Annotated in this window: 27 protein-coding genes and 4 tRNA genes; 3 read left to right on the top strand and 28 right to left on the bottom strand. The window is 40.2% G+C overall.

Going from position 1 to position 24,029, the window contains the following annotated elements:
- Positions 1-144: 144 nt before the first annotated feature.
- The 25 genes from LKD20_RS08610 to LKD20_RS08730 form a co-directional block, all read right to left on the bottom strand.
- Positions 145-221, bottom strand: a tRNA-Arg gene (locus LKD20_RS08610).
- Between the two features lie 105 nt (positions 222-326).
- Positions 327-400: transfer RNA gene (locus LKD20_RS08615), tRNA-Gly, on the bottom strand.
- Positions 401-409: 9 nt separating this feature from the next.
- A tRNA-Pro gene (locus LKD20_RS08620) sits at positions 410-486 on the bottom strand.
- A gap of 262 nt (positions 487-748) precedes the next feature.
- Positions 749-1,954 (bottom strand): NAD(P)-dependent malic enzyme, encoded by a 1,206-nt coding sequence (locus tag LKD20_RS08625; protein WP_227721496.1) that lies wholly within the window; start codon positions 1,952-1,954, stop codon positions 749-751.
- Between the two features lie 268 nt (positions 1,955-2,222).
- Positions 2,223-3,005 carry an adenosylmethionine decarboxylase gene (speD, locus tag LKD20_RS08630; RefSeq protein ID WP_105090243.1) on the bottom strand — a complete coding sequence of 261 codons (783 nt, stop codon included), beginning with the start codon at positions 3,003-3,005 and terminating at the stop codon, positions 2,223-2,225.
- 86 nt (positions 3,006-3,091) lie between these two features.
- Positions 3,092-3,589 (bottom strand): metallophosphoesterase family protein, encoded by a 498-nt coding sequence (locus LKD20_RS08635; protein ID WP_227721497.1) that lies wholly within the window; start codon positions 3,587-3,589, stop codon positions 3,092-3,094.
- A 66-nt stretch (positions 3,590-3,655) separates the two neighbouring features.
- Positions 3,656-4,231, bottom strand: coding sequence for an XTP/dITP diphosphatase (locus LKD20_RS08640; protein WP_227721498.1), 576 nt, complete (start codon positions 4,229-4,231; stop codon positions 3,656-3,658).
- 1 nt (position 4,232) lies between these two features.
- Positions 4,233-4,988, bottom strand: coding sequence for a ribonuclease PH (gene rph / locus LKD20_RS08645; protein WP_227721499.1), 756 nt, complete (start codon positions 4,986-4,988; stop codon positions 4,233-4,235).
- A 174-nt stretch (positions 4,989-5,162) separates the two neighbouring features.
- Complete coding sequence (locus tag LKD20_RS08650; RefSeq protein ID WP_227721500.1) at positions 5,163-6,575, bottom strand: histone deacetylase family protein; 1,413 nt, start codon at positions 6,573-6,575, stop codon at positions 5,163-5,165.
- On the bottom strand, positions 6,565-8,274 hold the full coding sequence (locus LKD20_RS08655) for a hydantoinase/oxoprolinase family protein (RefSeq protein ID WP_227721501.1): 1,710 nt from the start codon (positions 8,272-8,274) through the stop codon (positions 6,565-6,567). The genes LKD20_RS08650 and LKD20_RS08655 overlap by 11 nt, the downstream gene beginning before the upstream one ends.
- A 63-nt stretch (positions 8,275-8,337) precedes the next feature.
- Positions 8,338-8,988: a coenzyme F420-0:L-glutamate ligase gene (locus tag LKD20_RS08660; RefSeq protein ID WP_227721502.1), complete on the bottom strand. Its 651-nt coding sequence runs from the start codon at positions 8,986-8,988 to the stop codon at positions 8,338-8,340.
- Positions 8,989-9,000: 12 nt separating this feature from the next.
- A complete protein-coding gene (locus tag LKD20_RS08665) occupies positions 9,001-9,540 on the bottom strand; it encodes a hypothetical protein (protein WP_227721503.1) in 540 nt (179 codons plus the stop codon).
- 12 nt (positions 9,541-9,552) lie between these two features.
- A complete protein-coding gene (gene murI / locus LKD20_RS08670) occupies positions 9,553-10,356 on the bottom strand; it encodes a glutamate racemase (protein WP_227721504.1) in 804 nt (267 codons plus the stop codon).
- Entirely contained in the window at positions 10,349-10,768 is a 420-nt protein-coding gene (locus tag LKD20_RS08675; RefSeq protein WP_005387975.1) for an acyl-CoA thioesterase, read from the bottom strand. Before LKD20_RS08675 ends, murI begins: the two co-directional genes overlap by 8 nt.
- Before the next feature lie 118 nt (positions 10,769-10,886).
- On the bottom strand, positions 10,887-11,231 hold the full coding sequence (locus tag LKD20_RS08680; protein ID WP_060924113.1) for a YkvA family protein: 345 nt from the start codon (positions 11,229-11,231) through the stop codon (positions 10,887-10,889).
- Positions 11,232-11,250: 19 nt separating this feature from the next.
- The gene (locus tag LKD20_RS08685) at positions 11,251-12,102 is read right to left on the bottom strand and encodes a hypothetical protein (RefSeq protein WP_227721505.1); all 852 of its coding nucleotides are present in this window, start codon (positions 12,100-12,102) and stop codon (positions 11,251-11,253) included.
- A gap of 137 nt (positions 12,103-12,239) precedes the next feature.
- Entirely contained in the window at positions 12,240-13,007 is a 768-nt protein-coding gene (locus LKD20_RS08690) for an SDR family NAD(P)-dependent oxidoreductase (protein ID WP_227721506.1), read from the bottom strand.
- Positions 13,008-13,018: 11 nt separating this feature from the next.
- Positions 13,019-13,813, bottom strand: a complete 795-nt coding sequence (locus tag LKD20_RS08695) for a TSUP family transporter (RefSeq protein ID WP_227721507.1) — start codon at positions 13,811-13,813, stop codon at positions 13,019-13,021.
- Between the two features lie 65 nt (positions 13,814-13,878).
- Positions 13,879-14,175 (bottom strand): YerC/YecD family TrpR-related protein, encoded by a 297-nt coding sequence (locus LKD20_RS08700; protein ID WP_004693609.1) that lies wholly within the window; start codon positions 14,173-14,175, stop codon positions 13,879-13,881.
- 9 nt (positions 14,176-14,184) lie between these two features.
- Entirely contained in the window at positions 14,185-14,838 is a 654-nt protein-coding gene (locus LKD20_RS08705) for a methionine ABC transporter permease (RefSeq protein ID WP_227721508.1), read from the bottom strand.
- Positions 14,819-15,865, bottom strand: coding sequence for a methionine ABC transporter ATP-binding protein (locus LKD20_RS08710; protein WP_227721509.1), 1,047 nt, complete (start codon positions 15,863-15,865; stop codon positions 14,819-14,821). Before LKD20_RS08710 ends, LKD20_RS08705 begins: the two co-directional genes overlap by 20 nt.
- A gap of 55 nt (positions 15,866-15,920) precedes the next feature.
- Entirely contained in the window at positions 15,921-16,778 is an 858-nt protein-coding gene (locus LKD20_RS08715) for an aminotransferase class IV (RefSeq protein ID WP_227721510.1), read from the bottom strand.
- A gap of 174 nt (positions 16,779-16,952) precedes the next feature.
- Positions 16,953-18,074, bottom strand: coding sequence for an acyltransferase (locus LKD20_RS08720; RefSeq protein WP_227721511.1), 1,122 nt, complete (start codon positions 18,072-18,074; stop codon positions 16,953-16,955).
- A 10-nt stretch (positions 18,075-18,084) separates the two neighbouring features.
- Entirely contained in the window at positions 18,085-19,899 is a 1,815-nt protein-coding gene (locus tag LKD20_RS08725; RefSeq protein WP_227721512.1) for a DUF4127 family protein, read from the bottom strand.
- Between the two features lie 128 nt (positions 19,900-20,027).
- Complete coding sequence (locus tag LKD20_RS08730) at positions 20,028-20,675, bottom strand: trimeric intracellular cation channel family protein (RefSeq protein ID WP_227721513.1); 648 nt, start codon at positions 20,673-20,675, stop codon at positions 20,028-20,030.
- 83 nt (positions 20,676-20,758) lie between these two features.
- Between LKD20_RS08730 and tadA the strand changes: the two genes are divergently transcribed.
- The 3 genes from tadA (at position 20,759) to LKD20_RS08745 (ending at position 22,714) form a co-directional block, all read left to right on the top strand.
- Positions 20,759-21,301, top strand: a complete 543-nt coding sequence (tadA, locus tag LKD20_RS08735; protein WP_227721518.1) for a tRNA adenosine(34) deaminase TadA — start codon at positions 20,759-20,761, stop codon at positions 21,299-21,301.
- Positions 21,255-21,345 (top strand) — tRNA-Ser (locus tag LKD20_RS08740). Before tadA ends, LKD20_RS08740 begins: the two co-directional genes overlap by 47 nt.
- 184 nt (positions 21,346-21,529) lie before the next feature.
- Positions 21,530-22,714, top strand: coding sequence for an MFS transporter (locus tag LKD20_RS08745; RefSeq protein WP_227721514.1), 1,185 nt, complete (start codon positions 21,530-21,532; stop codon positions 22,712-22,714).
- 70 nt (positions 22,715-22,784) lie between these two features.
- Here LKD20_RS08745 and LKD20_RS08750 read toward each other — a convergent pair whose 3' ends face one another.
- From LKD20_RS08750 to LKD20_RS08760, 3 genes are all read right to left on the bottom strand, one after another.
- On the bottom strand, positions 22,785-23,246 hold the full coding sequence (locus tag LKD20_RS08750) for a hypothetical protein (protein ID WP_227721515.1): 462 nt from the start codon (positions 23,244-23,246) through the stop codon (positions 22,785-22,787).
- Positions 23,247-23,287: 41 nt separating this feature from the next.
- Positions 23,288-23,539: a hypothetical protein gene (locus tag LKD20_RS08755; protein ID WP_227721516.1), complete on the bottom strand. Its 252-nt coding sequence runs from the start codon at positions 23,537-23,539 to the stop codon at positions 23,288-23,290.
- Between the two features lie 175 nt (positions 23,540-23,714).
- Positions 23,715-24,029: IS3 family transposase (locus LKD20_RS08760; protein ID WP_227721517.1), on the bottom strand; the 315-nt coding region annotated here is incomplete at its 5' end.

The raw sequence follows: 24,029 nt of genomic DNA on the forward strand, positions 1-24,029 counted from the left end.
CTTAAAATAGCGATGGAGCCAGTAATTTACTGGCTCCATCGCCTATAAAACCAACACGTTTTGTCCTATAACCCTAACTACTGATTTATAATTTAAAACAGCAAAAAGCGGATAGTTCATTACGAACTATCCGCTTAATTTCTTTGGTGATCCAGGAGGGATTCGAACCCCCGACCCACGGCTTAGAAGGCCGTTGCTCTATCCAACTGAGCTACTGAACCATGTGGATTACCTATATATGTAATTATCTATTATAGTATAAATTATGTACTATGTATCGTCAACTGTGCTCTATTGTAGTTTACCCTAAAAAAGGCAAAAAAAAATGGAGCGGGTGAAGGGAATCGAACCCTCGCGACCAGCTTGGAAGGCTGGGGCTCTACCATTGAGCTACACCCGCAAAAAAAAATGGTCGGAGCAGCAGGATTCGAACCTGCGACCCCCTGGTCCCAAGCCAGGTGCGCTACCAAACTGCGCTATGCCCCGTCATTAATTACTTGCTAATTATAGCAAACCTGGTAGTTGATGTCAACCACTACTCTTGCTGAGTTTTTACTCTATTGAGTATCGCTCAGCAACGAAAATTATTATATCATTGATACAAATTAGTGACAAGTACTTTTTTACAACTTCATTAATTTTTTAAATTTTATTCATCTATATACAAAACATGCACCTCTTTCGAGGTGCATGTCATATTGTTCTATAGTTATTTTATGGTTATGCCAATGCTTTTACAGCAAATAGATTAACCTTCGTAGCTACCGTCTTCTATTACGCCAGGTTTTTTAGCGATACCTTGTTTTACAGCAACTTCAGCAACGGCTTTAGCAACCGCTGGAGCTACGCGAGGATCGAATACGGATGGCATTACATTTTCTTCGTTCAATTCGCTATCAGGAATCAAGTTAGCCAATGCATCAGCTGCAGCTAATTTCATTTCATCAGTGATTTGAGCCGCACGTACGTCGATAGCACCGCGGAATACGCCAGGGAATACTGCTACGTTGTTGATTTGGTTAGGAGCATCAGAACGACCAGTACCAGCGATGCGAATACCAGCTGCTTTCATATCAGCATATGTTGCTTCTGGGTTAGGGTTAGCCATTGCGAATACGATTGCATCGTCAGCCAAGTTTTCCAAAATTTCTTTTGTGAATACGCCTGCTGCAGATACGCCAAGAAGAATGTCAGCGCCTTTAGCGTTTTCAGCCAAGTTGCCATGTTTTTCTTCAAGTTTAAGCAAGTCGATCAATTCAGATTGCAAGGAATCAAGACGTTTGTAGTCTTTGTGCAATACGCCAGAGGATACTAACAATGTAATATCGCGAGCGCCTGCAAGGTATAACAAACGAGCGATGTTTGCACCAGCAGCACCAGCACCGTTTACAACGATTTTAGCTGTTGCTAAGTCTTTTTTAACTAGGCGAAGAGCACCTTTTACACCAGCTAAACAAGCGATAGCTGTACCGTGTTGGTCATCATGGAATACAGGAATTTCCAATTCTTCTTTCAAACGGTTTTCGATTTCATAGCATTTAGGAGAAGAAATATCTTCCAAGTTAATACCAGCAAAGTTCTTTTGCAATAATTTTACAGTGTTGATCAAAGTATCAGCATCTTTTGTATCTACAACCAATGGAATGCAGTCTACATCGCCGAATTTTTTGAACAATAAGGATTTACCTTCCATTACAGGCAATGCTGCTGCAGCGCCGATATCACCAAGACCAAGTACACGAGTACCGTCGGATACAACGGCAACCATGTTGGAACGGCAAGTTAATTCGAAGGATTCTGCTTCATTATCTTTAATACGCAAGCATGGTTCTGCTACACCTGGTGTATAAGCTACAGATAAATCATGAGCGTCTTTTAATTCATATTTAGTTCCTACAGTAAGGAAACCTTTTAATTCACGTTTTTTTTGTACAGCTAATTCACGTACGTCCATAATAATTCTCCTTTGTGGATAAACTCGGACTCTTTTGAGTCGGTATTTAATACCTTTAACTAATTGTATTATACAAAATGAAATATAACAATTCAAGTTTTTTCGATATAGTTCTCCGAACATTTTAGAATTAAATTCTATTAACTTATACTAGTAATAAAAATGATAACTAAACAAAAAGTAGATAAGCCATATAGGGCTTATCTACTTTGGTATTATATACACATTATCTGATAGGACAAAGAGCATACAAAATATACATTTTTATTTATGCTTTTACGGATGGCAAGTTACGGCCATAGAAAATTTCCATCATTTCTTGCTTCAATTGATGTTTGATTTGTTTGATTTCTCGTTCGCTCAATTCAGCTTCAGTAATGCCAAATAGGTAATTATCTAAATCAAACTCTTTTAACATCATTTTTGTATGGAAGATATTTTCTTGGTATACGTTTACATCAATCATGTTGTACATGTTGCGAGTTTTTGCATTGATGTAATTTTGGATAGAGTTGATGCGATGATCGATATAGATTTTCTTACCAGATACATCACGCGTAAAGCCACGTACATGATAATCCAATGTAAGGATATCAGAATCAAAGCTTTGAATTAAATAGTTAAGTGCTTTAAGTGGAGAGATTTGACCACATGTGGACACTTCAATGTCTGCACGGAATGTACTAATCCCTTTGTGCGGATGGCTTTCAGGATAGGTATGTACAGTAAGGTGAGATTTATCAAGATGCATTACAACATCTTCTTTTTCAATTTCCTCTTCAGAAATCAAAATCGTTACAGACGCGCCTTGTGGATCATAGTCTTGTTTCGCTACGTTAAGGATGTTGGCACCAATAATATGGCTAACCTCTGTTAAGATAGCTGTTAAACGATCTGCATTGTATACTTCATCAATGTACTGAATGTATTGTTTTTTCTCTTCTTCTGTACGAGTATAACAAATATCATAAATATTAAAACTCAACGTCTTTGTGAGATTATTAAAACCATATAATTTCATTTTAGGCTTTGCTTTAACTGGTGTATCCATGATATGTCATAACCCTTTCCATGCATAGACTTACTATTTTTTGAAAGCTTTTCAAGACGTTACGGCTTGAAGCTTTCACCATATAACTAAACAATATCTTGTTTATACACAAACTCTACATCAAACTGACCATTATCGTAGGTAACGATGGCAAAGGTACCACCAGAGCGGTCGCGAGCCAACGAAATACTGCCAGGATTCACGAATACCGCATCACGGACACGAACCTCACCATGATGATGACTATGGCCAGATACGATAAGGCGCGCACCCATATCAGTTCCTAACTCAATCAGTTTTTGTATACGATTATAATATGATACCTCATGACCATGAGTCATGTAAATATAGGTATCCTCCAGCGGAATCAACTGTTCTCGCGGCTCAAGAGGTTGTACTCGGTCATTATTGCCACGCACGGCATATACAGGAATATCCGTATGCTCCTGCATGTAACGAGCATCATCACCAAAATCACCGGCGTGAAGCCACATATCGATGTCTTGATCTACTGTAGCCTCTAAGACGAGGTCAATATCCTCTAGATACCCATGGGTATCGCTTAAAATACCAATTCGTTTCATTTTATAAGATCTCTAATACTATTATATTACATATTTATATGAACTATACCATATAGTTCGAAAATATCAAAGCTTGTTAATTAATTCGCGTAATGCACGGCCACGATGGCTGATGGTTTCCTTTTCTTCAATGCTAAGTTCTGCCATTGTCTTTTCAAATTCAGGTACATAAAAGTATGGATCATAGCCAAAACCATTGTCCCCTTTTGGCTCATCTTGAACAAGTCCATCACAATAGCCTTCAGCCGTCACTTCACGGCCATCAGGATGTACGAGAGCTAAGGCACATACATAATGACCTGTGCGGTCGCTTTTACCTTGCAGTTCGCGAATTAATTTTTCATTATTAGCTTGATCATCCCCATGATGACCTGCATAACGCGCAGAATATACGCCTGGTGCCCCATTAAGAGCATCTACGGTGATGCCAGAATCATCGGCAAGGCATGGACGATTTGTAGCCTTTGCATAATAGCGAGCTTTTAAAAGAGCATTTTCCATAAAGGTTGTACCAGTTTCCTCTGGTTCCTCGATGGAAATGACCTCTTTTACCGGCACACAGTCAATAGATAAATGAGAGAAAGCTTCGGAAAACTCACGAATCTTCCCTTTATTCCCTGTTGCTAATACGATTTGTTCCATCTTACACCTCCGGAGCTGTAGGATATACCTTACCTACTTTATCTGCTGTCGCACCAAGTACTTCACGTTGTTTAGCCATAAGTTCATCCGTAGCAGCCTCAGCTAAATCAAGTAACGCATTGAGTTCATCACGGTTAAAGGTACCGTGTTCGCCTGTACCTTGTACCTCAACCATATTGCCAGAACCGGTGCGCACCACATTCATATCTACGATAGCAGCACTGTCCTCTTCATAGCAAAGATCTGTAATAGGACCGTCAGGACCAATGCCTACAGAAATAGCAGCACAGAAATCAGTAATCGGGAATTTGCCTGCTCCACCAAAGGTGAAGTCCACCGCATCAACAAGGGCCACAAAGGCGCCTGTAATAGAGGCTGTACGCGTACCACCATCAGCTTGAATAACGTCGCAGTCGATCGTAATAGAACGTTCACCGAGTGCTTCAAGGTCTACGACAGCGCGCAATGCACGGCCGATAAGACGTTGAATTTCAACGGTACGACCTGTTTGTTTTCCCTTAGCAGCCTCACGGCTCACACGAGTTTGCGTAGAACGTGGCAACAAGGAGTATTCTGCAGTTACCCAGCCTTGGCCAGAACCTTTTAGCCAGCGCGGCACAGAATCCTCCACAGTAGCTGTACAGATAACCTTAGTCTTGCCGCACTCAATGAGCACAGAACCTTCTGCATACTCTGTAAAATTCCGTGTTATTTTAATAGGTCGCAATTGACCTGCTGTTCTATTATCGCTGCGCATAGGAACCTCACCATTCTAAATCTAAACATTAGAACGCCCCTTACACAAAGGGGCGTTATCTTTTCTTATTATATCACAATTTAACTATTTTTTATCACTACGAATCAGATTATAGTTACCAATTCTAACACAGTATGGTTCATTACCAGGAGTCACAACTTTGAGAATCTACCACTATACCTTGTATTGTCCATCGCCAAGTGGATCTACCACAACATAACGGCTTGCACCGCCTTCTACTTTAGCCCGTTTGGCCTCTGTAATGGCATCTTGACGAGTTCCCTCATCAGCTTGCCAAGGAATGAACATGGCATAAACACTTTGTGGCCCATAGGGTCCATATTGACCATGTGAAAGTACGCTATGCCATCCAACTTTATTTTCGTACATGCGCACCTTTTCAAGGCGTTCCTCTTGTACACCTGTTTCATCGTAGTACACATTGTAGCGGTTCGACCATATATCGCCTACACCAGTGCGTTCCTCTTCGGCCATCTTATGACGGTTAGCCCATTGTACCTTCCACTTAGCGATAAGGTCATCAATATAAGCGGTTACATTTTGACTTTGCTTATATTTAACAGGGTCAAAGGCAGGTTCGACGACCTTGCTGTAATCAAGGCCTGCCATGGATAAAATGATACCAGTATTTACATATGGCAATGCTTCTTGTACGGAGTAACCACCTTCTAAAACAGCTATATCTGCTTGCAATAAATCCACAAGCTCAGCATAGCCCTTTGCGGTTACCTGCATATTAGCCAATGGATCGCTAAAGTGATTATCTTGCCCGGCAGAATTAATAACAATGTCTGGATTGAATTCTTCTAGGATTGGCAATACTAACTCACGCATAACCTTCATCAAGCCTTCGTCACCAGTCCCAGGTGGCAATGGGATATCTATATTTCCACCGATAGCCTGTGGACCACCGAATTCATCCATAAAGCCTGTACCAGGATATAAGGTCCGTCCATCTTGGTGGAAACTAATGTATAGTGTATCCGGATCATGGTAGAACACATCTTGAGAGCCATCACCATGATGTACATCTGTATCTACCACAGCAACCCGTTTAATACCATAGGTTTGACGCATATGTTGAATCATGACAGCTTCAATGTTAATGGTACAGAAACCACGAATACCATGAACCATGGCCATCGCATGATGCCCTGGCGGTCTTACTAAGGCAAAAGCGCGATCTACTTCACCGCGCATAACCGTATCAGCAGCGACAATAGCACCACCTGCAGACACGCGGTGTGCTTCCGTTACCCAGGACTCTAAGTCAGGAGCGCCCACATGAACGCGCTCTATGGTATCCCAATCGGCCACGATAGGATTATATTCCACAATATTAGGTATATCTAATAAGCCTTCCTCAACGATTTGATCACGCGTATACAGCAAGCGCTCTTGTCGTTCTGGATGGGTTTCAGAAATCTTCCAATCGAAAGCAGGGAAAAATACAAGCCCTAAACTATGATTTGATGTATTTTTGTCAGTATTCAACTTATTACGTACATTTTTATGGGTATCAATAAGTCCATGACGCTCACGATAGGATAAGCCTTTATTCCACATACTGTTTCACCCCCGCTGCTAATTGTACTTTTACAGTGATTAATCGTTCCATCGATTGCCAGCCCTCAACAACAGGGAAATCTTCCATACTAATGACCTCTATATCTTGGTCCTTACCAAGACCTAAACGCAATGCTTCTTCACTGAGAGCTTCTTTAGCTCGTTCCACCACTTGTTCTACTCGCTTCAACGTACAGGTTTGTTGTTTAATCCCTAGTTCAGGAATAACGAGTAAGCGTCGTTTTGTATCGACATGAACAGTGAGTTCAATGGTCGATAATGCTAGGGCTGCTCCGATAGCATTCGCCACCGCCGCATTTTCTGGTATGGTAATCGGTAAATCCATATATTTACCTATGCTAGGCCCAAGGCTTGGCGCCGTTCCACCTACTACCACGATTTGAGCAGGCACAAATACATCGGGGTTCACAATATCCGCTACTACATAGATAGGTCGTTTGTTTTCTGCCCTTACCACCTCATCTATGCCATGCTGAATTGTTTGCAACGCCTTATTTACGATTGATTTCGCAACGTCAGAAGCAGTTACATTCCCTGCTAATTGTTGTTGAGTCTCAGTTGTATCTCCCTTTGTACTAGCATTTAGTCTCTTAGCCAATACCTCCATAGCTTGTTCAGCTAATTCAACCTTACCATAGCTCGCATACCCTAGTACGATGAGAGCATCCCCTAGTGTAGGTTCTGTCCCACCTAATGCTACCGATGGCCCCACCCGTTCAGGTCCGACAGTAATTTCACCATCTACAACGCGAACGACAGATTCACCGCCAATACCAACAGAGGTAACGGCAAAGGAGCGTACCGCACTTGGATACTCACGAATAGATACACCACTTTTAGTCATCAACGGTCTGCCTTGTTTCCACAAAGAAATATCTGTAGTGGTACCGCCAATATCTAAAGCAACTGTATGTTCATTCCCAATAGCTCCAAGAGCAGATAAGCCTAGTACAGTTGCCGCAGGACCTGTAAAAGCGGTCTCTACTGGTCTACTCACCATATGTTCCATAGGTAAAGAACCTCCATCGGCCTTTAATATATGAAGTGGAGCCTTAATGTTTCGCACGCTTAACGCATCTTCTACATTCTTCTTAAATACTGTAAATACCGGTGTTACAGCGCTATTAAAATATGCGCTAATAGTGCGACGTGGAAAATTCAAAGAGCCGCTTAATAAGCTGCCATTAGAAATAGTATTATATCTATCTTTCAATTCTTCTGTTATAGATAATTCTTCTTGAGGATTCCGTACCCCAAATTTAGCAGATACAGCAGCCAAATCTGTGCCACTGCGAGATTGTACCATTTCGGCTATATGTCGAACTGCATTTGTAGGTGTACGTTCCACCACAATACCTCTATGATCAGTATAGCCTTGAAGATAGATAGGATTTACAGGGAATATATCGTCCACATTTCGGCCAGGTCCCGTTACTACAAACAAGTCTACTACTTGCTCTTTCTCTTCCACGATGGTATTTGTTACCACAGTAGTAGACAGCGTAACTTGATCAATATTTGTAGTATCACAATGTTGGAGAATTGCATCAAGGGCCTCGCCTATGCCTTGCATTAAATTATCTTTGGTAGTCCGTCTTTTAGCAGATGCTACTACACGATGGCCATCGATGATGACCGCATCTGTAAAAGTACCACCTACGTCTAAACCTAGTAACATACGACCTCCTAATTAGTATAAAAAAAGCTGTACCCATCTCTATGTGATGAGTACAGCCTTCTGTTATTTACCAGATACAGATGCGTAATTTTTAATGATAACAATCGGAGTCATTTGGCTATCATTACCAAATGGATTGTCAATCAACAATTGTGCAATTTTATTACCGTCAATGCCACGGCTTGTACCTAACACAGCGGAACGTTTCAAGTCATTAACGTCAGCTACAACAGCACCATAACAGCCTGTGCGAGATACGATTTTCTCAGCTACTTTATCTGGATCCTTTGGACCAAATACAATGTGCTTGTCAAATGGAGGCATTGTACCAGTTACATCATCTGTTAAAGATGCTGCACGAGCAATTGCATAGAATACACCTGGTTTGCGGAAAATCTTAGCAATAGCACCTAAAATGAAGGCGCCCAATACTTTCCATTTACCATCTAGATTCATAGCGGATTGCATGCCATAAATGGATGCCATAGAGCCATCTGGATGGATAAAGCGATTGATTAAACGAGCTTGCCAGCAAACATTTAGTTCTTCAGGACGTGTAAAACGACCTTGTGTAATAGCTACTACAGATTCAGCTACACATACGATATCTTCAGGTCCAATCTTATGACCGCCAAATTCAACGATAGCATCCACGATGTCATCATTATCTGTAAGAATACGTGTTGGCACACATACTAACTCTAATTCTGCCATTGTTATGCCTCCTTATTGAACCAATGCTGCTTGAACTTCTTCAGCAGTCAAACGAATACGTTGTTTATCGATATGATAATCTGTACGGCCTACGATTTGGTAGTAAATATCGATGTCCATATAAGGGAAGCCCTTAATATCTTCACGAATATTGCCATTTTTACCTGTCAATGAAACGAATACACGGATAGTACCGCCTTTGCGAGGTTTGATGATAACTGCTTCAAAATAACCATCGTGACGAGGGCGATTAATGTCCATAGCCCATGCATCTACTTTCACAGCATCAAAATGTTCCTCTGGTAACAATGGACGTGGGAATAAATCCATAATTGTACCAAGTTGACGACCTTTGTTCACGAATGGAATATCACAGAACAAGGTAATGGATTCAAAATTACGATCAGATACTTGGAAGTTTGTCGCACGTTTTGGCAACAAGATAACCTTTTCATTACCTTGTTTCAATACGAACAAACGGAATAATAAATACAAAGCGGCAATAGCTACAATAATACCTATTACTACACTTAGGATGTTATAAAACCACATAGGGCATCTCCTTTACAATGTAATATGTTCAATGCTGCGACGATTTGTATCAAGGAAGGAAGCGCTCAATGTATCACCAAGCTCTACATCCTTTGTAAAATACAATGTCACAGTGCCTGCAGATTTTTGAGGATTAAACAAATCCTTACTCTCTAATCTACGACGAACTAACTCACTCGTTTCAAAAGCAGGGTCGATAAATTGAATGCGCCCTGACGTTAGCTCCTCTAGCAAAGGTTGTACAAATGGAAAATGAGTACAGCCCAACACTACAACCTCAATTTCTCGAGACAATAAAGGCTCTAAATACTCAGTACATACATCACGCACAAAGAAGTCATCTAAATGACCTTGCTCAATGAGACCGGCCAATTCAGGACAAGGTTGTTCCCAAACGAGCACTTCATGATCAACTTCAAGTGCTACATGTTTATGAATATGACTATTCACAGTCGCTACTGTCGCCATAATGCCGATTGTCTTGCTTTTACTGTGACTAATCGCTGTTTTTACGCCTTGTGATACTCCAATAACTGGTACAGACACGCGTTCACGTACCGCATCAAGGGCTACAACAGTAAACGTATTACAAGCAATAACCATCAATTTTACAGGCTGTTTTTCAAGAGCCTCTGCAATATGACAAGCTAAATAAGTAATTTCATCATCACTACGATTCCCCACCGGGTTATTCGCATTATCACCAATATAGATGAAGTCTTCGTTAGGGAATTGTTCTTGTAAGACCTTTAAAACAGATAGCCCGCCTACACCGGAGTCAAACACGCCGATAGGCAATTGTTGTACATTACTCATTAGGCATCTCCTCAACAGCTGCTAACATAGGCTGATAAAAAGTATCGTCTAATCGCACAATTTTACCTGTTGATTTTGACATAAATGCATTCTTAGTCTCTCCCGTAGCTAGGAGCGCACCATCACTGGCACGGCGCATACGATAACGGAATATCATTTGTGCACGTGTCATTTTAACCAAATATGTTTCGATGTGAAGTTCATCATCAAAATTTGCTGGTTCTTTATAATTGCAGGATACATTCATGATAGGAAATACAATATCCTCATTCATCATATCCCACAGGGTTACACCGATTTGACGAAGGAATTCAATGCGCGCCATTTCAAACCATCTAAAATGATTACTATGGTGCGCAATACCCATCATATCGGTTTCGTAAAATCGTACATTTACTGAAGCAATATGCATATATTTATCCTTCTTTTTTCATAGAATACAACCTTCATTGTATATCTATTACTTTAGCGTGTCAAATAAATAAAGGCAGTTCAATCGCAACGGATCAAACTGCCTTAATGGTTAAAAGCTAGTTACTGCCACCAAATGGGAAGTATTTTTTTGCCTCTTCTTGATGACGAGTTTTAATGTAACGATTGGCAACCTTGAAGGCAAGACCAAGCACGGCTACATCATCTATCCAACCTAATACAGGAATTGTATCCGGTACAATATCAATAGGTAATACGAGATACCCTAAGGCACCAGCAATGACTGCTTTTACATATTTTGGAGTGTCCTTGTCACGCATACAAAGGAACAAGGTCACTGCTCGTTGTACAAAGGCAAGCTTCTTACCATATCGTCCTAAAAAAGCGGCGAATTTAGATTCGTTAAAATACTTACCATATGTAATAATTTTTAATGGATTCATCTTCATAATCCTTTAGCGCCTATTTGCGCAAACCACCAATTTTATCTTTTGCTGTATTAACAGTGTTTGTAGCAACATCTTTTGCTGTTTCAACAGCATCATTAGCTTTAGTTTTTGCAGTTTCTACTGCAGCTTGTGCAGAAGCTTTAGCTACTTCTACGCCACCTTTAGCTAATTCTTTAGCTACATCAATATTTTCTTTAGCAACATCAATTTTCTCTTTTGCCGCATCAGATACTTTCGCCACAACTTCTGCTGCATTGTCATGAAGTTGATATTTTGTTTCTGTATTCCATTTATCGATAGCAGGTGTTACTTTTTCTTCGTAAACTTGTTTCAAAGTTTCTTTAGCAAGACCTGTTTCATTAGCAATACCAGCCCAAACGTCGCGTTGACCTTGTGTGAAAGGAATGCTAGCGCTTGCATCACGGATGATGTCACCTGCTATAGCTTTACCGCTTTCAAGGAATTCAGCAACCATTGGTTTATAACGTTCGATATCAGAAGGCATACCATCTTGGATCCAAATGTGAGCAATTTTACCGATAGCATATGTTAAACCAACTGCTACAGGAACGCGAACTGCTTTTAGAGGAACAAGAAGAGAAATAGCCGCTGTACCTACAGCTGTGCTAAGACCACCAACTAGCCCCACTACGGCACCAGATTGTAATTCTACTTCGTAAAGATGTGCAATGCGAGTTACCATATACGTTGCATTGGCGCACAAAGCAACACTGCTGAATTTAGGGGATAATGCCAATGCCGCTGCACGACCTGCACCCCAGAAAATAAATTGTTCAACTTGATAGTCACGATCTTGAGAACCATCCATAAGTGGCTCAAGTGTTACGCCATTATATTCTGCCATAAGTATTCTCCTTTGTTGTGAACCAACTATAGGTCATATTATTAGTATTATTATACCATTCTATTGATATAAGGGGAATGAATTTTTACAATTCTCTTAAGATTTAAAAAGCGAAATATTATCTAAAATTTTCTATATTACCAACTAGTGAGACCACCATCGATAGTCCATGCTGCCCCCGTTACAAAGGAAGCTTTATTGCTCAATAAAAATACAATAACCTCCCCAATTTCATGAGGTTGACCAATGCGTCCCAAGGGATAATGTTGGCCCATTTCAGCCTTAGCAGCCTCTGCATCTTGCTGAGCATTTGCAATTTGTTTATCTACTAAAGAGGTATCCACATCACCAGGACAAACACAGTTAACGCGCACATTATGTGGTGCCATTTCAAGGGATAGTGATTTCGTAAAACTCACTACCGCACCTTTTGAAGCGCCGTATACAGAGCAAGCCACATTACCTTGTAAGCCTGCATCACTAGCTACCGTTACGATACTGCCCTTTGTAGCGCGCAAATAGGGTAATGCAGCTTGGCACAAGAAGACTGTCCCCTTCACATTGGTGCCAAACATTTCATCAAAGGCAGCCTCTGTTACATCAGATAGCAATTCTTCTTCATAGTAGCCTGCTGCTGTTACGAGAGCAGATACACCACCAAATAGTTTGACTGTTTCTTTTACAATACGCTGACAATCTTCAATTTTAGATACATCACCTTGGATGTACTGCACCCTTGAAGAATAGCGGCGCAATTTCATCTTAGCCTTTTGTCCTGATTTTTCATCACGACCATTGATGACAACACACCAACCTTCTTTAAGAAGCAATTTTGCCGTAGCAAATCCGATGCCCGATGTGCCACCACTAATCAATGCCACTTGTACATCACTTTTATGAGGCATACCTTGCCCTCCTATAATGTGGAAACATAGTCATAGACTAATTTCAACAACATAACTGTCGTTACCGACAAGAATACAACACGTACCAACGACGAACCCTTAGCAATAGCTAAATGAGATCCTAAGTAAGCACCTATAATTTGGCCTACCCCTGTAGCTAAACCGTACTTAATATTGACGTGACCTAAATAGAAAAATACGATTAAAGATGCTAAATTACTGGTAAAATTCAATATTTTTGCATTCGCTGAAGCATGCAGAAAATCAAAGCCAGTAAAAATAAAGCCCATAATCAAAAATGTACCTGTACCAGGGCCAATAAAACCATCGTAGATACCGATACCAAGAGCAAAGGCTATGCAGATATATAAGGCTTTGCCCGCCACTTGGGATGTACGATTTACCTCGCCCCAGTCCTTTTTAAATACCACAAATAGTGTGACACCAACAAGAAGGATAATAATGATAGGTTTTACATATAAAGGTGGCAATGATACGACGGCCAAGGTACCAAGCATGGAACCTATAAATGTAAAGGGTAGTAATTTGCGAACCAAGGGAAAATCAACCATATGATTTCTTAAGAATGTAATTGACGCACTACCAGCACCAAAGATACTAGATAATTTATTACTACCTAATGCCATACTGGGTGGAAGATTCGTTAATAGCATAGCAGGAACAGAAATTAGGCCCCCACCGCCCACAATGGAGTCTACAAAGCCTGCAAAGGCACCTGCTACAGCGAGCAAAACGAGAATTAGGATATCAAAGGGTAACCCCGTTACCTCAATAAGCCACTCCATATAAACCTCCTACAGATAGCACATCAACGGTCGCCAAAAGGCCACCGTTGTCATGCGTGTTTATGTTATTTTGCACCTAGACGATCAAGGGCTAATGTATAGCCATCAGCACCATAGACTAAGCATCGTTTCACACGACTAATGGTAGCCGTGCTTGCGCCTGTTTCTTCTACGATTTTTTCATAGCTATCACCTGCGCGTAACATTTTAGCTACTTGTAAGCGTTGAGATAGAGCTTTCAATTCATTAATCGTACAGATATCTTCAAAGAATGCATAGCATTCCTCTGTATTTTCAAGCGTTAAAATAGCGGTGAATAACTCATCGTTTTGCTGACTTCTCAATTTTTCATTGATACTCATAGGATCCTCCTACTTCTTATTCATCGCTTTAGACCAAGCATCACCAATCATTTGTACTAATTGTACCAAAATGATCAAGATGATGATGGTAGCAATCATGATATCAGCTTGGAAACGTTGGTAACCATATCGGATAGCAATATCACCAAGGCCACCGCCGCCGATAGCACCAGCCATTGCAGAGTAACCGATAAGGTTAACGATAAGAACCGTTACATTGTCGATAATGGTAGGCAATGCTTCAGGTAGTAAAACCTTCCATATGATTTGGAGTGGGCTTGCACCCATAGATTGAGCCGCCTCAATAACACCAAAGTTAATATCTTTAATAGATGTTTCTACAAGGCGCGCTAAGAACGGAATTGCTGCAATTGTTAAAGGCACACAAGCTGCAGTGGTACCAATAGATGTGCCTGCCACCATACGAGTGAATGGAATGATAGCTACCATCAAAATGATAAATGGTACGGAACGCGTTGCATTGACGATAGCACCTAGCACCTTATTAAGCGCTACATTTTCTAAGATATGACCCTTAGAGGTTACTACCAAAATAACACCGAGAGGGATACCAAGTAACATAGCCATGACCGTAGAGATGATGGTCATTTGCAATGTATCAAGGGTACCAGTTATGAGAAGATTAATGATTTGCTCTGACATAACCGATCACCTCGCTTTCAATTGGTAATGTTTTGATGTAGTCTAAGCCCTCTTGCGCATTTTCTGGGTCACCATTCAAGATAACGATAAGGCGACCAACGCATGTATTTTGGATATAGTCGATGCCACCAAAGAGGATACTTACATCGAGGTTAAAGCGTCGTACGAGACCTGCCACTACAGGTTCATCCGTAGATTGGCCTGTGAATTTAAGGCGTACTAATGGAGCTGTACCTGCAATCCATTGATCATGTAATTCCAAATGTTCTAACGCTTCTGGCGGTAAGTTATCACTTACTACAGAGCTGATGAATTCTTTTGTAGTATTTTCACGAGGATGTGTAAATACTTCAACAGTGCTACCTTCCTCGAGGATTACGCCGCCTTCAATAACCGCTACGCGATCACAGATTTCACGGATTACGTGCATTTCATGAGTGATGAGAACAATAGTAAGGCCCATTTTTTCGTTGATATCTTTCAACAATTTCAAAATGGATTCTGTTGTTTGCGGATCCAGAGCAGATGTAGCTTCATCACAAAGAAGAACCTTTGGATTAGACGCTAAGGCACGAGCAATACCAACACGTTGTTTTTGACCACCAGACAATTGAGTTGGATAGTTATTCATACGCTCAGTAAGGCCTACGATATCAAGGATTGGCGTAATACGTTCCTTGATTTCGGATTTGCTCAAGCCTTGTAATTCCAACGGAAATGCCACATTGTCATACACTGTACGAGAGGACAAAAGGTTAAAATGTTGGAAAATCATACCAATATCTTTGCGTGCTTTACGTAAATCGGATTTGCTAAGTGTTGTTAAATCTGTACCATTGACGATAACAGAGCCAGATGTAGGAGCTTCGAGCATGTTGATGCATCGAATCAATGTGGATTTACCGGCCCCTGATTGACCGATAATGCCAAAGATTTCACCTTCTTTAACATCAAGGCTAATATCTTTTAATGCTTCCACACGAGTAGCGCCTTCATAGACTTTACTAATGTGTTGTAATTGAATCAAAATAATGTCCTTTCTTAAGGTAAAAGTTTACCATGTAATGAAAGTAGATTACCTATTAAGGCAAACCTTCTTCCATCAATTTTTCTAGTGCTTCGCGTAGACGAAGTGTAATAGCACCTGGTTTACCACCGGATACTGGATTTCTGTCTAGCTTAGTAATTGGGATGACACCACCAATTGTATCGGTAAAGAATAATTCGTCCGCATCATCTACAAAGGCGCGGTCAAATTCTTTTTCGATGAGAGTAATACCTAGAGATGGTGCTACGCGAGTCAAAATCATTTGGCGCGTAATACCTTTTAAGATATGATTATCTGCTGGGTGCGTATACAAGATACCATCTTTGACAACAAATACATTAGATGTTGCACCTTCTGTACAAACGCCATCACGGAACAACATGGCAGTATAAGCAAATTTCTTCTCCGCTTTAGTTTGAGCCAAAATATTTGGAATCAAGTTAGTAGTCTTAACATCTACATGGTCCCAACGCTCATCAGGTAATGCAATCGCTTTTACACCTTCACCCAATTTATTAACTGCATCCATATCCAAATTACGGATAGACATAAGCATTTGTGGTTCTAGTTTGGAACGATCGTATGCATGATGGCGTGGCGCTACACCACGAGAGATTTGCAAATAAATATAGCCCTCTTTGATTTCACTTTGCTCGATTAAAATTTCGTGCAATTCTGTTAAATCATCTGGGGTCATTTTTACTGGAATATCCATTTCACGCATAGAGCGATACAAGCGATCTTGATGGTAAGACAATGCGAAGCAACGGCCTTTTACGACACGTACCACTTCGTATACAGAGTCACCAAACAAATAACCACGGTCATCAATACTGATAACTTTGGCACCTGGTTCAACAAACTCGCCATTAAAATATGTTAATTCTTGCATAGGAGCACCTCTTTTTCTATATCGTTACTCTATCAAGTAGTAATCATCATGGACTTATTATATCACAATTACTTTCAAATTTTCACACTTTACTTTGTGAAAGATATAACTTAGATATACAAAAATCCGCTAGGATGCCATAGCTAAAAACTATATCCTAGCGGATGTATATTATTAATGTCCCAATATAAATTTACGTAATGGTTTAGGTACATGGTTTAATGTCACGGCAGTCAAATAGGACAGGCCTAGCGCCATCACATACATAGCTAGCACATTAACTACGGTATATAAAAGATTATATTTAGCCATCACGCCAGAGATGATCAACAACCAGAATGGATGTGCTAAATAAATACCGTAGGACTTATCCCCTATTTCTGACCAAGTGGATTCCATAGTCGCATTCATTGGTAAGGTTTGGAATAAGAACAGACTAAATAGTGTTCCCAGTCCAGTATAGAGAACACCCATTGGGCTCATTTGATGAACTGTATAAATTGCTTCAAGCACTGTATAATGCCATACGTCCATGACATAGTAGTAGGATCCAAGCATCAATAAAATAGAACCTACCGCACTAACACCTAATAAGTAACGATAGCGCCACATGTATTCACATACCGTTTCATAGCGCTCAGCACATACAGCACCCAACAAGAATATCCACACATAATGGATAACCCAATAATTAAGTCTCATATCAAAGAGATATTTCAATACAGGGTTATTACTAAGATGTTCTGTTACCCAACGGCCAAGCATGTAAGATGATACATAATCGATGCCAACTTGGATGATAAATAGTAATACCATCCAGAATACAGGACGTTTTAAGATGACTTTCACCATAGCTCGCCATAGAGGCATCATCACGTAGAACCATAAGAGGATAACCATAAAGTATAAATGATACATAGACGTACCAAATAATAGATTTACAGCCAATGGTCCCGGATGCAAATTACCTAGATTATGCGCCGTTAGACCCGTGTAGAGCAAATAAAATATGGACCACGTAATATATGGAAATAGCACCACCTGAATACGGCGGTGCATAAATTCCTTATATGAGAATGGTCCCTCTACAGATGTATGGTAGAACAATCCAAATGCAGAGAGGAAGAAAAATGCTGGTACTCCAAAGCGCGATAGAATTTCTAAGACGCTAATGAGTTCTAAATTTACAAAAGGATTTTGTAATGCGTAAGAACCTACATGAATGCCGATAACACCGAGCATACAGAGGCCACGCATATATGTAATTTCCGGTAAAAATGCTTTTTTCATGTCCATTCCCTATTCACTATTGACCAGGTACAACTGCAGGTGTTGGCACAAGGCGTGGACCTTGAGATATTGTAGCCGGTTGTTTAACTACTGGAATTACAGATGATATAATTTGAACAGCTGTTGTCTTTACTGGTTGAGCAGGTTGTGCTGGTGCAGCTTGACCATTAGCCTTAGCTGCTGCTTCTGCCTTAGCCTTAGCTTCTGCCTCAGCTTTAGCTTTCGCTTCTGCTTCACGTTTCAAGCGCAATTCTTTTTCAAGAGGTACTACAGGTTTATCGTAGATTGTAATATCTGTTTCGAATAGACGGCCCCAAGGGAATGTAGCCTTTACTGTACGAGGGTCGACTTTAAGGTATTTTTCAGCGAAGTCTTGGATACGTTCACCTAAGTAGCTTTCAAGACGTTCATTCAACTCGCCAGAGTAACGTACATTATCTGTACGAATGGAATCTTGCATACGGTAAATATCTTTCCGGATATTTGCTTGGTACGCCCAGTTATCCAAATATTGTTGAGTCAACATTTTGCGGTGACCTTCTGGGCTCATAGTTTTGAGCAATACCCCTTGCGCAATGGCGTAGCCTACCGTATTACTTGCGGTATTCCAACCATTGTACGCACCGATTTTGTATAACATATCGCGTTTGTACATAGCAGAAACTAATGTATTGTCCGCACCATTGTTATAAGCAATATCAGCAACGCTTACGTTTACACCAGAATCAACAGCTTGTTGAATTCGATCTACGAAAGCATTTGTAGAATTAGAAATCATCGGGAAGTTCTCGAAGCTTTCAGATTCACCAGTACTTGTAGTAAGTGGTGTATTTACTGCTAACAACACAGTTGGTTTACCTTGTGTCACCATAGTGCCACCTACGGCCTCAACGTGTTGAGCAATTGTTTTATCGATGGTTTGGTCTTCGTAACCTGGCAATGTTTTACCGCCACCACCGAGTGGGTAAATTACAGAGAATGTAGGTTTTTCTGTACTTTCATCTGTACGAGAACGAGCCATCAACAATAGACCAAGTTGGTCAGCACCAGGGAAGCTACCGTATTTTTCAACAGGAATGTCCTTGGAGTATTTACTTAAGTAACGACCTTCTAGTGCAGATTGGGACAATTGAGATGTATCATCATGGCCCAGTGCAAAGTAATCGAATACGCCGCTGCGAGTTTCATCAATCAACTCTTTATTGATTTTCATGTTCTTTTGGCGACGGTCAAACCAGTCTTGCAAATATTCTACAGGAACAGAGGCTTGAAGGCTCATCAATTTTTGAGTTTCCTCTTGTGTTAAGGAACCAGAGTCTAATTTATCTTGCAATGCTGCAATTTGGAAGATAGTAGGACCGTATTCCGCATAGTAAGCTGGTTCAGTGCCGCCACCACTAGCACGTGGGGAGCGCATTACAGTACCGAATCCATAGATACGCACGTTTTTATTACGAGCTTTTAAGGATTCAATACGTTTTAAACGACTTTCCAATGTGGAAAGTGGAATATTATGTTTACGAGAGTCTACAAGACCACCATAAATAAGTGTATCTGTACTCAATACCATCACATCAGCACGGCCTGCATTTTGTTCAACCCAAGCCATGATTTGATCCGCTTGACCTTGGTAGTTCTTACCAGAAATCAAATTTTGAGGTGGTGTCAATATAGTCATACCTGCTTCGCGAGCTGTATCTACAGTATATTGTAAGCTTACAGGGCGATCATCTTGAGGTACGTACAACACGGTTTCCGCATCAATTTTAATAGATGTACCAGTAGCGATGGCTGCTGCCATAAGTGCTACTTTCAACCATTTATTCGTCATAAATCAAATCTCCTTCTGTGTTGCGAGTACTCCCGACTCGCGAAATGAACTGTTTTATAATACTCTCTTTTTCTGACACTTTTATGAAATGTTCATATGCTCAATAGTATAATTATATCATTTGACTATTATTTCGCAACTGGCTTGGTTTTCCCTACCTTAGGTAGACTCCAATTGTACTTGATGGCTAACAAACGGATAACGAGTACCACTGTGAAAGCACCATATACGGCCATACTGTCCCAACTAGATGTAACCATAAGATAATAAACGATGCCGCCAATAATACTAGGCAAGGCATATACATCCTCTTTTAAAACAGATGGTATGCGCTGTGCTAGCATATCCCGGATAATACCGCCACCTACTGCAGTTATCGTACCTAACAGTACAATAAATATAGGCAACTCTGGATAGAGTTTAAAACCTGCAGAGGCGCCTGTAACAGTAAATGATGCTAACCCTAATGCATCGGCTAATAAATAACTAGCACGACTACGAGGGCCCATTGCATGCTTACGGTAACGGCTGTTGTAAATCAAGAACACAATAACTGTTACAGCTAAGACAACCGTTACGTACACTACATTTCGCAGTGAGTTCGGCGGAAAATAACCGAGCAATACGTCCCGTACAATACCGCCGCCGATAGCCGTAGCCAACGCCAACACGGCCATACCAAATATATCCATCTTCCGAGCTACCCCAACAAGTGCACCGGATACAGCAAAGGCAATGGTGCCAATCATATCAAACATATACCATATAATATCCATAATTCCCCCATATAATCTATTCGCATAACTGCGTACACTGTGATAGACTTTATGTAAGATATTATACATGAAGAGGTATGCCAATGACAAAAGACATTACTGTAGATATTGAAAATATGGATGAACGCTCTCGCGACGAATATTTTATGTCCATCGCTATGGAAGAAGCGCGCAAGGCTTATGACCTTGGAGAAATCCCTATCGGTGCCATTCTCGTAAAAGACAATACCATCGTTTCACGCCATCACAATCGTCGTGAACTCGATCATGATGCAACGGCTCATGCAGAGGTCCTTGTAATCCGCGAAGCATGTGATGTCCTCAAGCGCTGGCGGTTGACTGGTTGTACCCTGTATGTTACGATAGAGCCGTGTCCGATGTGCGCTGGCGCCATTATCAACAGTCGTATTGATCGCGTTGTATATGGTGCAAGTGATTACAAAGGAGGCGCCGTAGAATCGCTATTCAATGTGCTATCTCACCCAGGTTTAAATCATGAACCTGAACTGGCATCTGGTGTGCTTGGTGATGAATGTAGCCAAATCATGAAAGACTTCTTTAAAGAGCGCCGTAAAGCACGGAGGAGTACCCAAGAGGCTGAAGGGTCCGCACTCGAAATGCGGTAGGTCGGGCAACCGGCGCGGGGGTTCAAATCCCTCCTCCTCTGCCAACTAAACTATATAAAGCGCTAACCATGGTTAGCGCTTTTTTTGTATCTATATTGACTCAATTTATATAACTCTATTGTTACCTATATAATTAATCTATATTTATCAATACTTTGGTAACTTTATGAGTTATAATATACACAAGATATAATTACTGCTATTAAATAGACTCAAAGGGACACGACTATGAAAAAATATTACCCGTATCTCATCACATTGAGCCATATGATTAATGACTCTTGTCAAAGTGTGTTACCTGCCCTCTTACCACTGTTCATTTATACCTATGGACTGAGCTTGGAGCAAGCAGGTTTTCTCATCTTAGCTAACACAGCATTATCTTCATTATTACAGCCATTACTAGGCTATATTTCAGACAAGATCAATCAACCGCGGCTCATTGCCTTCGGTGTTTTATTATCCGCCTGTAGTACAGGTATGATGGGCTTTGTTACCTCTTATGAAAGCCTCCTTGTTTGCGCCACCTTAGCTGGTGTAGGTTCCTCTATCTTCCATCCTGAAGGCGCTAAAATTATGAATCGCCTCGGTGGTGGCAAAAAAGGTAAGGCCATGGGCACCTTTGCCATTGGCGGCAGCTCTGGCTTTGCCTTTGGTCCACTCTTTGCAGGCGCCATCGCCTATACAGTAGGGCCACATGGACTAGCTGCTTTTACAGTGGCAGGTATTATTATATTTACCGGCTTATTCGCCCTCATGCCTCGCATCGTAGCGCATGCGCGTACTATTGATCAAGCAGTAGCTACAGAAAATCCTGCTGTAGCCGCAAAACCACTAAAAAACTATTGGAAATACTTTGGTATCTTGTTCATTATCATCCTTAGTCAGTCGGTAAACTTCCGCGTTATCAATGCGTTCATTCCTATCTTCTGGACTCGTGAACTCGGTACAAGTCCAGAACAAGGCAGCTTTGCCTTAACCGTATTCTTTAGTATTGGTATCTTCATGACATACATCGGTGGCCTATTAGGTGATAAATTTGGTCCTATCAAAATCATTAGACTTTCCCTATTAGTTTGGTTACCAGCTATGTTCCTATTAACAGAAGTGCCAAATTTCTCGCCAGTAATCATGCTACCTGTAGGTTATCTCCTACTACTCATGATTGGTGCTGCAAAAGCAATTAGTTACAGCCCAGTTATCGTCCTAGGCCAAACCTATCTTGCTAAAAGTATTGGCTTTGCATCAGGTATCACCCTCGGCGTAAGTCAAACCATCGGTGGTGTAATCGCACCTGTTGTGGGTAACCTAGCAGATACCTACTCCCTACCAATTGCTATGATGACACTGGTGCCATTCCTCGTAATGGGCCTTGGGGCATCATTACTACTTAAAGATCCTAAAAAATTATAAAAGTAAGAACTACAAAAGGGGCTGTAAAACAGCCCCTTTTGAGTTTTATATCTATACGATTTACAATAGCTTAAACTTTATTTTCATTTTTAATTTTAATAGTTTGATTTGGCATAACTAATACAACCATATTGATAGCATTCACAATTATAGTTTTTATATCACCGGGAAGTAATACAGAGCCTAAAAGAAGAAAGTTAAGCCCTAAATACCATTTTGGATCTCTAACCCCAATATCAACCAAACGCTTAATACCAATATATTGCGTAACCATATTACAAACTATTAATACAAGGACAAATAATATAGTGCCTAATATAGAATTTATATAAGGTTCATTAAATAAATACTTAACGTGCGGCAACACTACAAGGACAATACTCTCTATAATGAGACTATAGAAGAAAAACCACTTCCTATTTAAAGCGGAATAATCAGTTCTCCAGAATTTACCACATTTAAAGAAATTATAAGCACATAAAAGAGCTAATGAACCAAAATATATTACTAAAAACATAATGATAGTCATCATTTACCTCATCCGAGATTATAAAAAACACCAGATCACCTACTTTATTTCTTTAAAGGTTGTTTACTCCTAATATATGCAACAGTCATAAAGCTTACAAACATTATGGAAAGATTTATAATTCTATAATCATTTCTATATTGAATATCATTTATCAGTAAAAGTTCAATTAAAGAAGTAATAATGAGTATGGCTGGTGCAATATAAAATAGAAATTTACTATTTATTTTGACTGGTCCTAATACTGTAGTTATTGCCATAATAATAAAAATTATTGTAAATAAGCCTAATCCCATTAACGTTCCACCTATACACCTATAATCAGCTCAATATTTCATACATTATATCTATATATTTTAAGAATAATAAAAATATAAAATAAATAACATTATATCATCATAGTATTTAAGTTAATATACAAAAAAGCCCCCATACTGATATGTACCCATTTTCCTGGACACATATTATTTACTAGCCTAAACACATGGATGCTTCCCTGTATTTTACAGGAGGCATCCATTTTGTTTTTTTCTGGATCCTTTTGTTGTTGTAATAGTTAATGTATTCTTCTATTGCTACTGCAAAAGCATTAAATGATGAATATTCTGTTTCAAAACCATAATATATTTCTGTTTTCAATCTACCAAAAAAGGTTTCCATCACAGAGTTATCATAACAATTTCTTTTTCTAGACATAGACTGAATAATGCCATGTTCTTTAAGTGCTTGCCTAAAATAGTTATGTTGGTATTGCCAGCCTTGATCAGAGTGGAAGATTAATCCCGA

The sequence above is a fragment of the Veillonella fallax genome (assembly GCF_020687175.1).
Classification (GTDB): Bacteria; Bacillota; Negativicutes; order Veillonellales; family Veillonellaceae; genus Veillonella; species Veillonella fallax.

Coding starts and splice junctions, on each gene's coding strand:
- LKD20_RS08625 (WP_227721496.1), bottom strand. CDS start 1,954: ATGGACGTACGTGAATTAGCTGTACAAAAAAAACGTGAATTAAAAGGT.
- speD (WP_105090243.1), bottom strand. CDS start 3,005: ATGGATACACCAGTTAAAGCAAAGCCTAAAATGAAATTATATGGTTTT.
- LKD20_RS08635 (WP_227721497.1), bottom strand. CDS start 3,589: ATGAAACGAATTGGTATTTTAAGCGATACCCATGGGTATCTAGAGGAT.
- LKD20_RS08640 (WP_227721498.1), bottom strand. CDS start 4,231: ATGGAACAAATCGTATTAGCAACAGGGAATAAAGGGAAGATTCGTGAG.
- rph (WP_227721499.1), bottom strand. CDS start 4,988: ATGCGCAGCGATAATAGAACAGCAGGTCAATTGCGACCTATTAAAATA.
- LKD20_RS08650 (WP_227721500.1), bottom strand. CDS start 6,575: ATGTGGAATAAAGGCTTATCCTATCGTGAGCGTCATGGACTTATTGAT.
- LKD20_RS08655 (WP_227721501.1), bottom strand. CDS start 8,274: ATGTTACTAGGTTTAGACGTAGGTGGTACTTTTACAGATGCGGTCATC.
- LKD20_RS08660 (WP_227721502.1), bottom strand. CDS start 8,988: ATGGCAGAATTAGAGTTAGTATGTGTGCCAACACGTATTCTTACAGAT.
- LKD20_RS08665 (WP_227721503.1), bottom strand. CDS start 9,540: ATGTGGTTTTATAACATCCTAAGTGTAGTAATAGGTATTATTGTAGCT.
- murI (WP_227721504.1), bottom strand. CDS start 10,356: ATGAGTAATGTACAACAATTGCCTATCGGCGTGTTTGACTCCGGTGTA.
- LKD20_RS08675 (WP_005387975.1), bottom strand. CDS start 10,768: ATGCATATTGCTTCAGTAAATGTACGATTTTACGAAACCGATATGATG.
- LKD20_RS08680 (WP_060924113.1), bottom strand. CDS start 11,231: ATGAATCCATTAAAAATTATTACATATGGTAAGTATTTTAACGAATCT.
- LKD20_RS08685 (WP_227721505.1), bottom strand. CDS start 12,102: ATGGCAGAATATAATGGCGTAACACTTGAGCCACTTATGGATGGTTCT.
- LKD20_RS08690 (WP_227721506.1), bottom strand. CDS start 13,007: ATGCCTCATAAAAGTGATGTACAAGTGGCATTGATTAGTGGTGGCACA.
- LKD20_RS08695 (WP_227721507.1), bottom strand. CDS start 13,813: ATGGAGTGGCTTATTGAGGTAACGGGGTTACCCTTTGATATCCTAATT.
- LKD20_RS08700 (WP_004693609.1), bottom strand. CDS start 14,175: ATGAGTATCAATGAAAAATTGAGAAGTCAGCAAAACGATGAGTTATTC.
- LKD20_RS08705 (WP_227721508.1), bottom strand. CDS start 14,838: ATGTCAGAGCAAATCATTAATCTTCTCATAACTGGTACCCTTGATACA.
- LKD20_RS08715 (WP_227721510.1), bottom strand. CDS start 16,778: ATGCAAGAATTAACATATTTTAATGGCGAGTTTGTTGAACCAGGTGCC.
- LKD20_RS08720 (WP_227721511.1), bottom strand. CDS start 18,074: ATGGACATGAAAAAAGCATTTTTACCGGAAATTACATATATGCGTGGC.
- LKD20_RS08725 (WP_227721512.1), bottom strand. CDS start 19,899: ATGACGAATAAATGGTTGAAAGTAGCACTTATGGCAGCAGCCATCGCT.
- LKD20_RS08730 (WP_227721513.1), bottom strand. CDS start 20,675: ATGGATATTATATGGTATATGTTTGATATGATTGGCACCATTGCCTTT.
- tadA (WP_227721518.1), top strand. CDS start 20,759: ATGACAAAAGACATTACTGTAGATATTGAAAATATGGATGAACGCTCT.
- LKD20_RS08745 (WP_227721514.1), top strand. CDS start 21,530: ATGAAAAAATATTACCCGTATCTCATCACATTGAGCCATATGATTAAT.
- LKD20_RS08750 (WP_227721515.1), bottom strand. CDS start 23,246: ATGATGACTATCATTATGTTTTTAGTAATATATTTTGGTTCATTAGCT.
- LKD20_RS08755 (WP_227721516.1), bottom strand. CDS start 23,539: ATGGGATTAGGCTTATTTACAATAATTTTTATTATTATGGCAATAACT.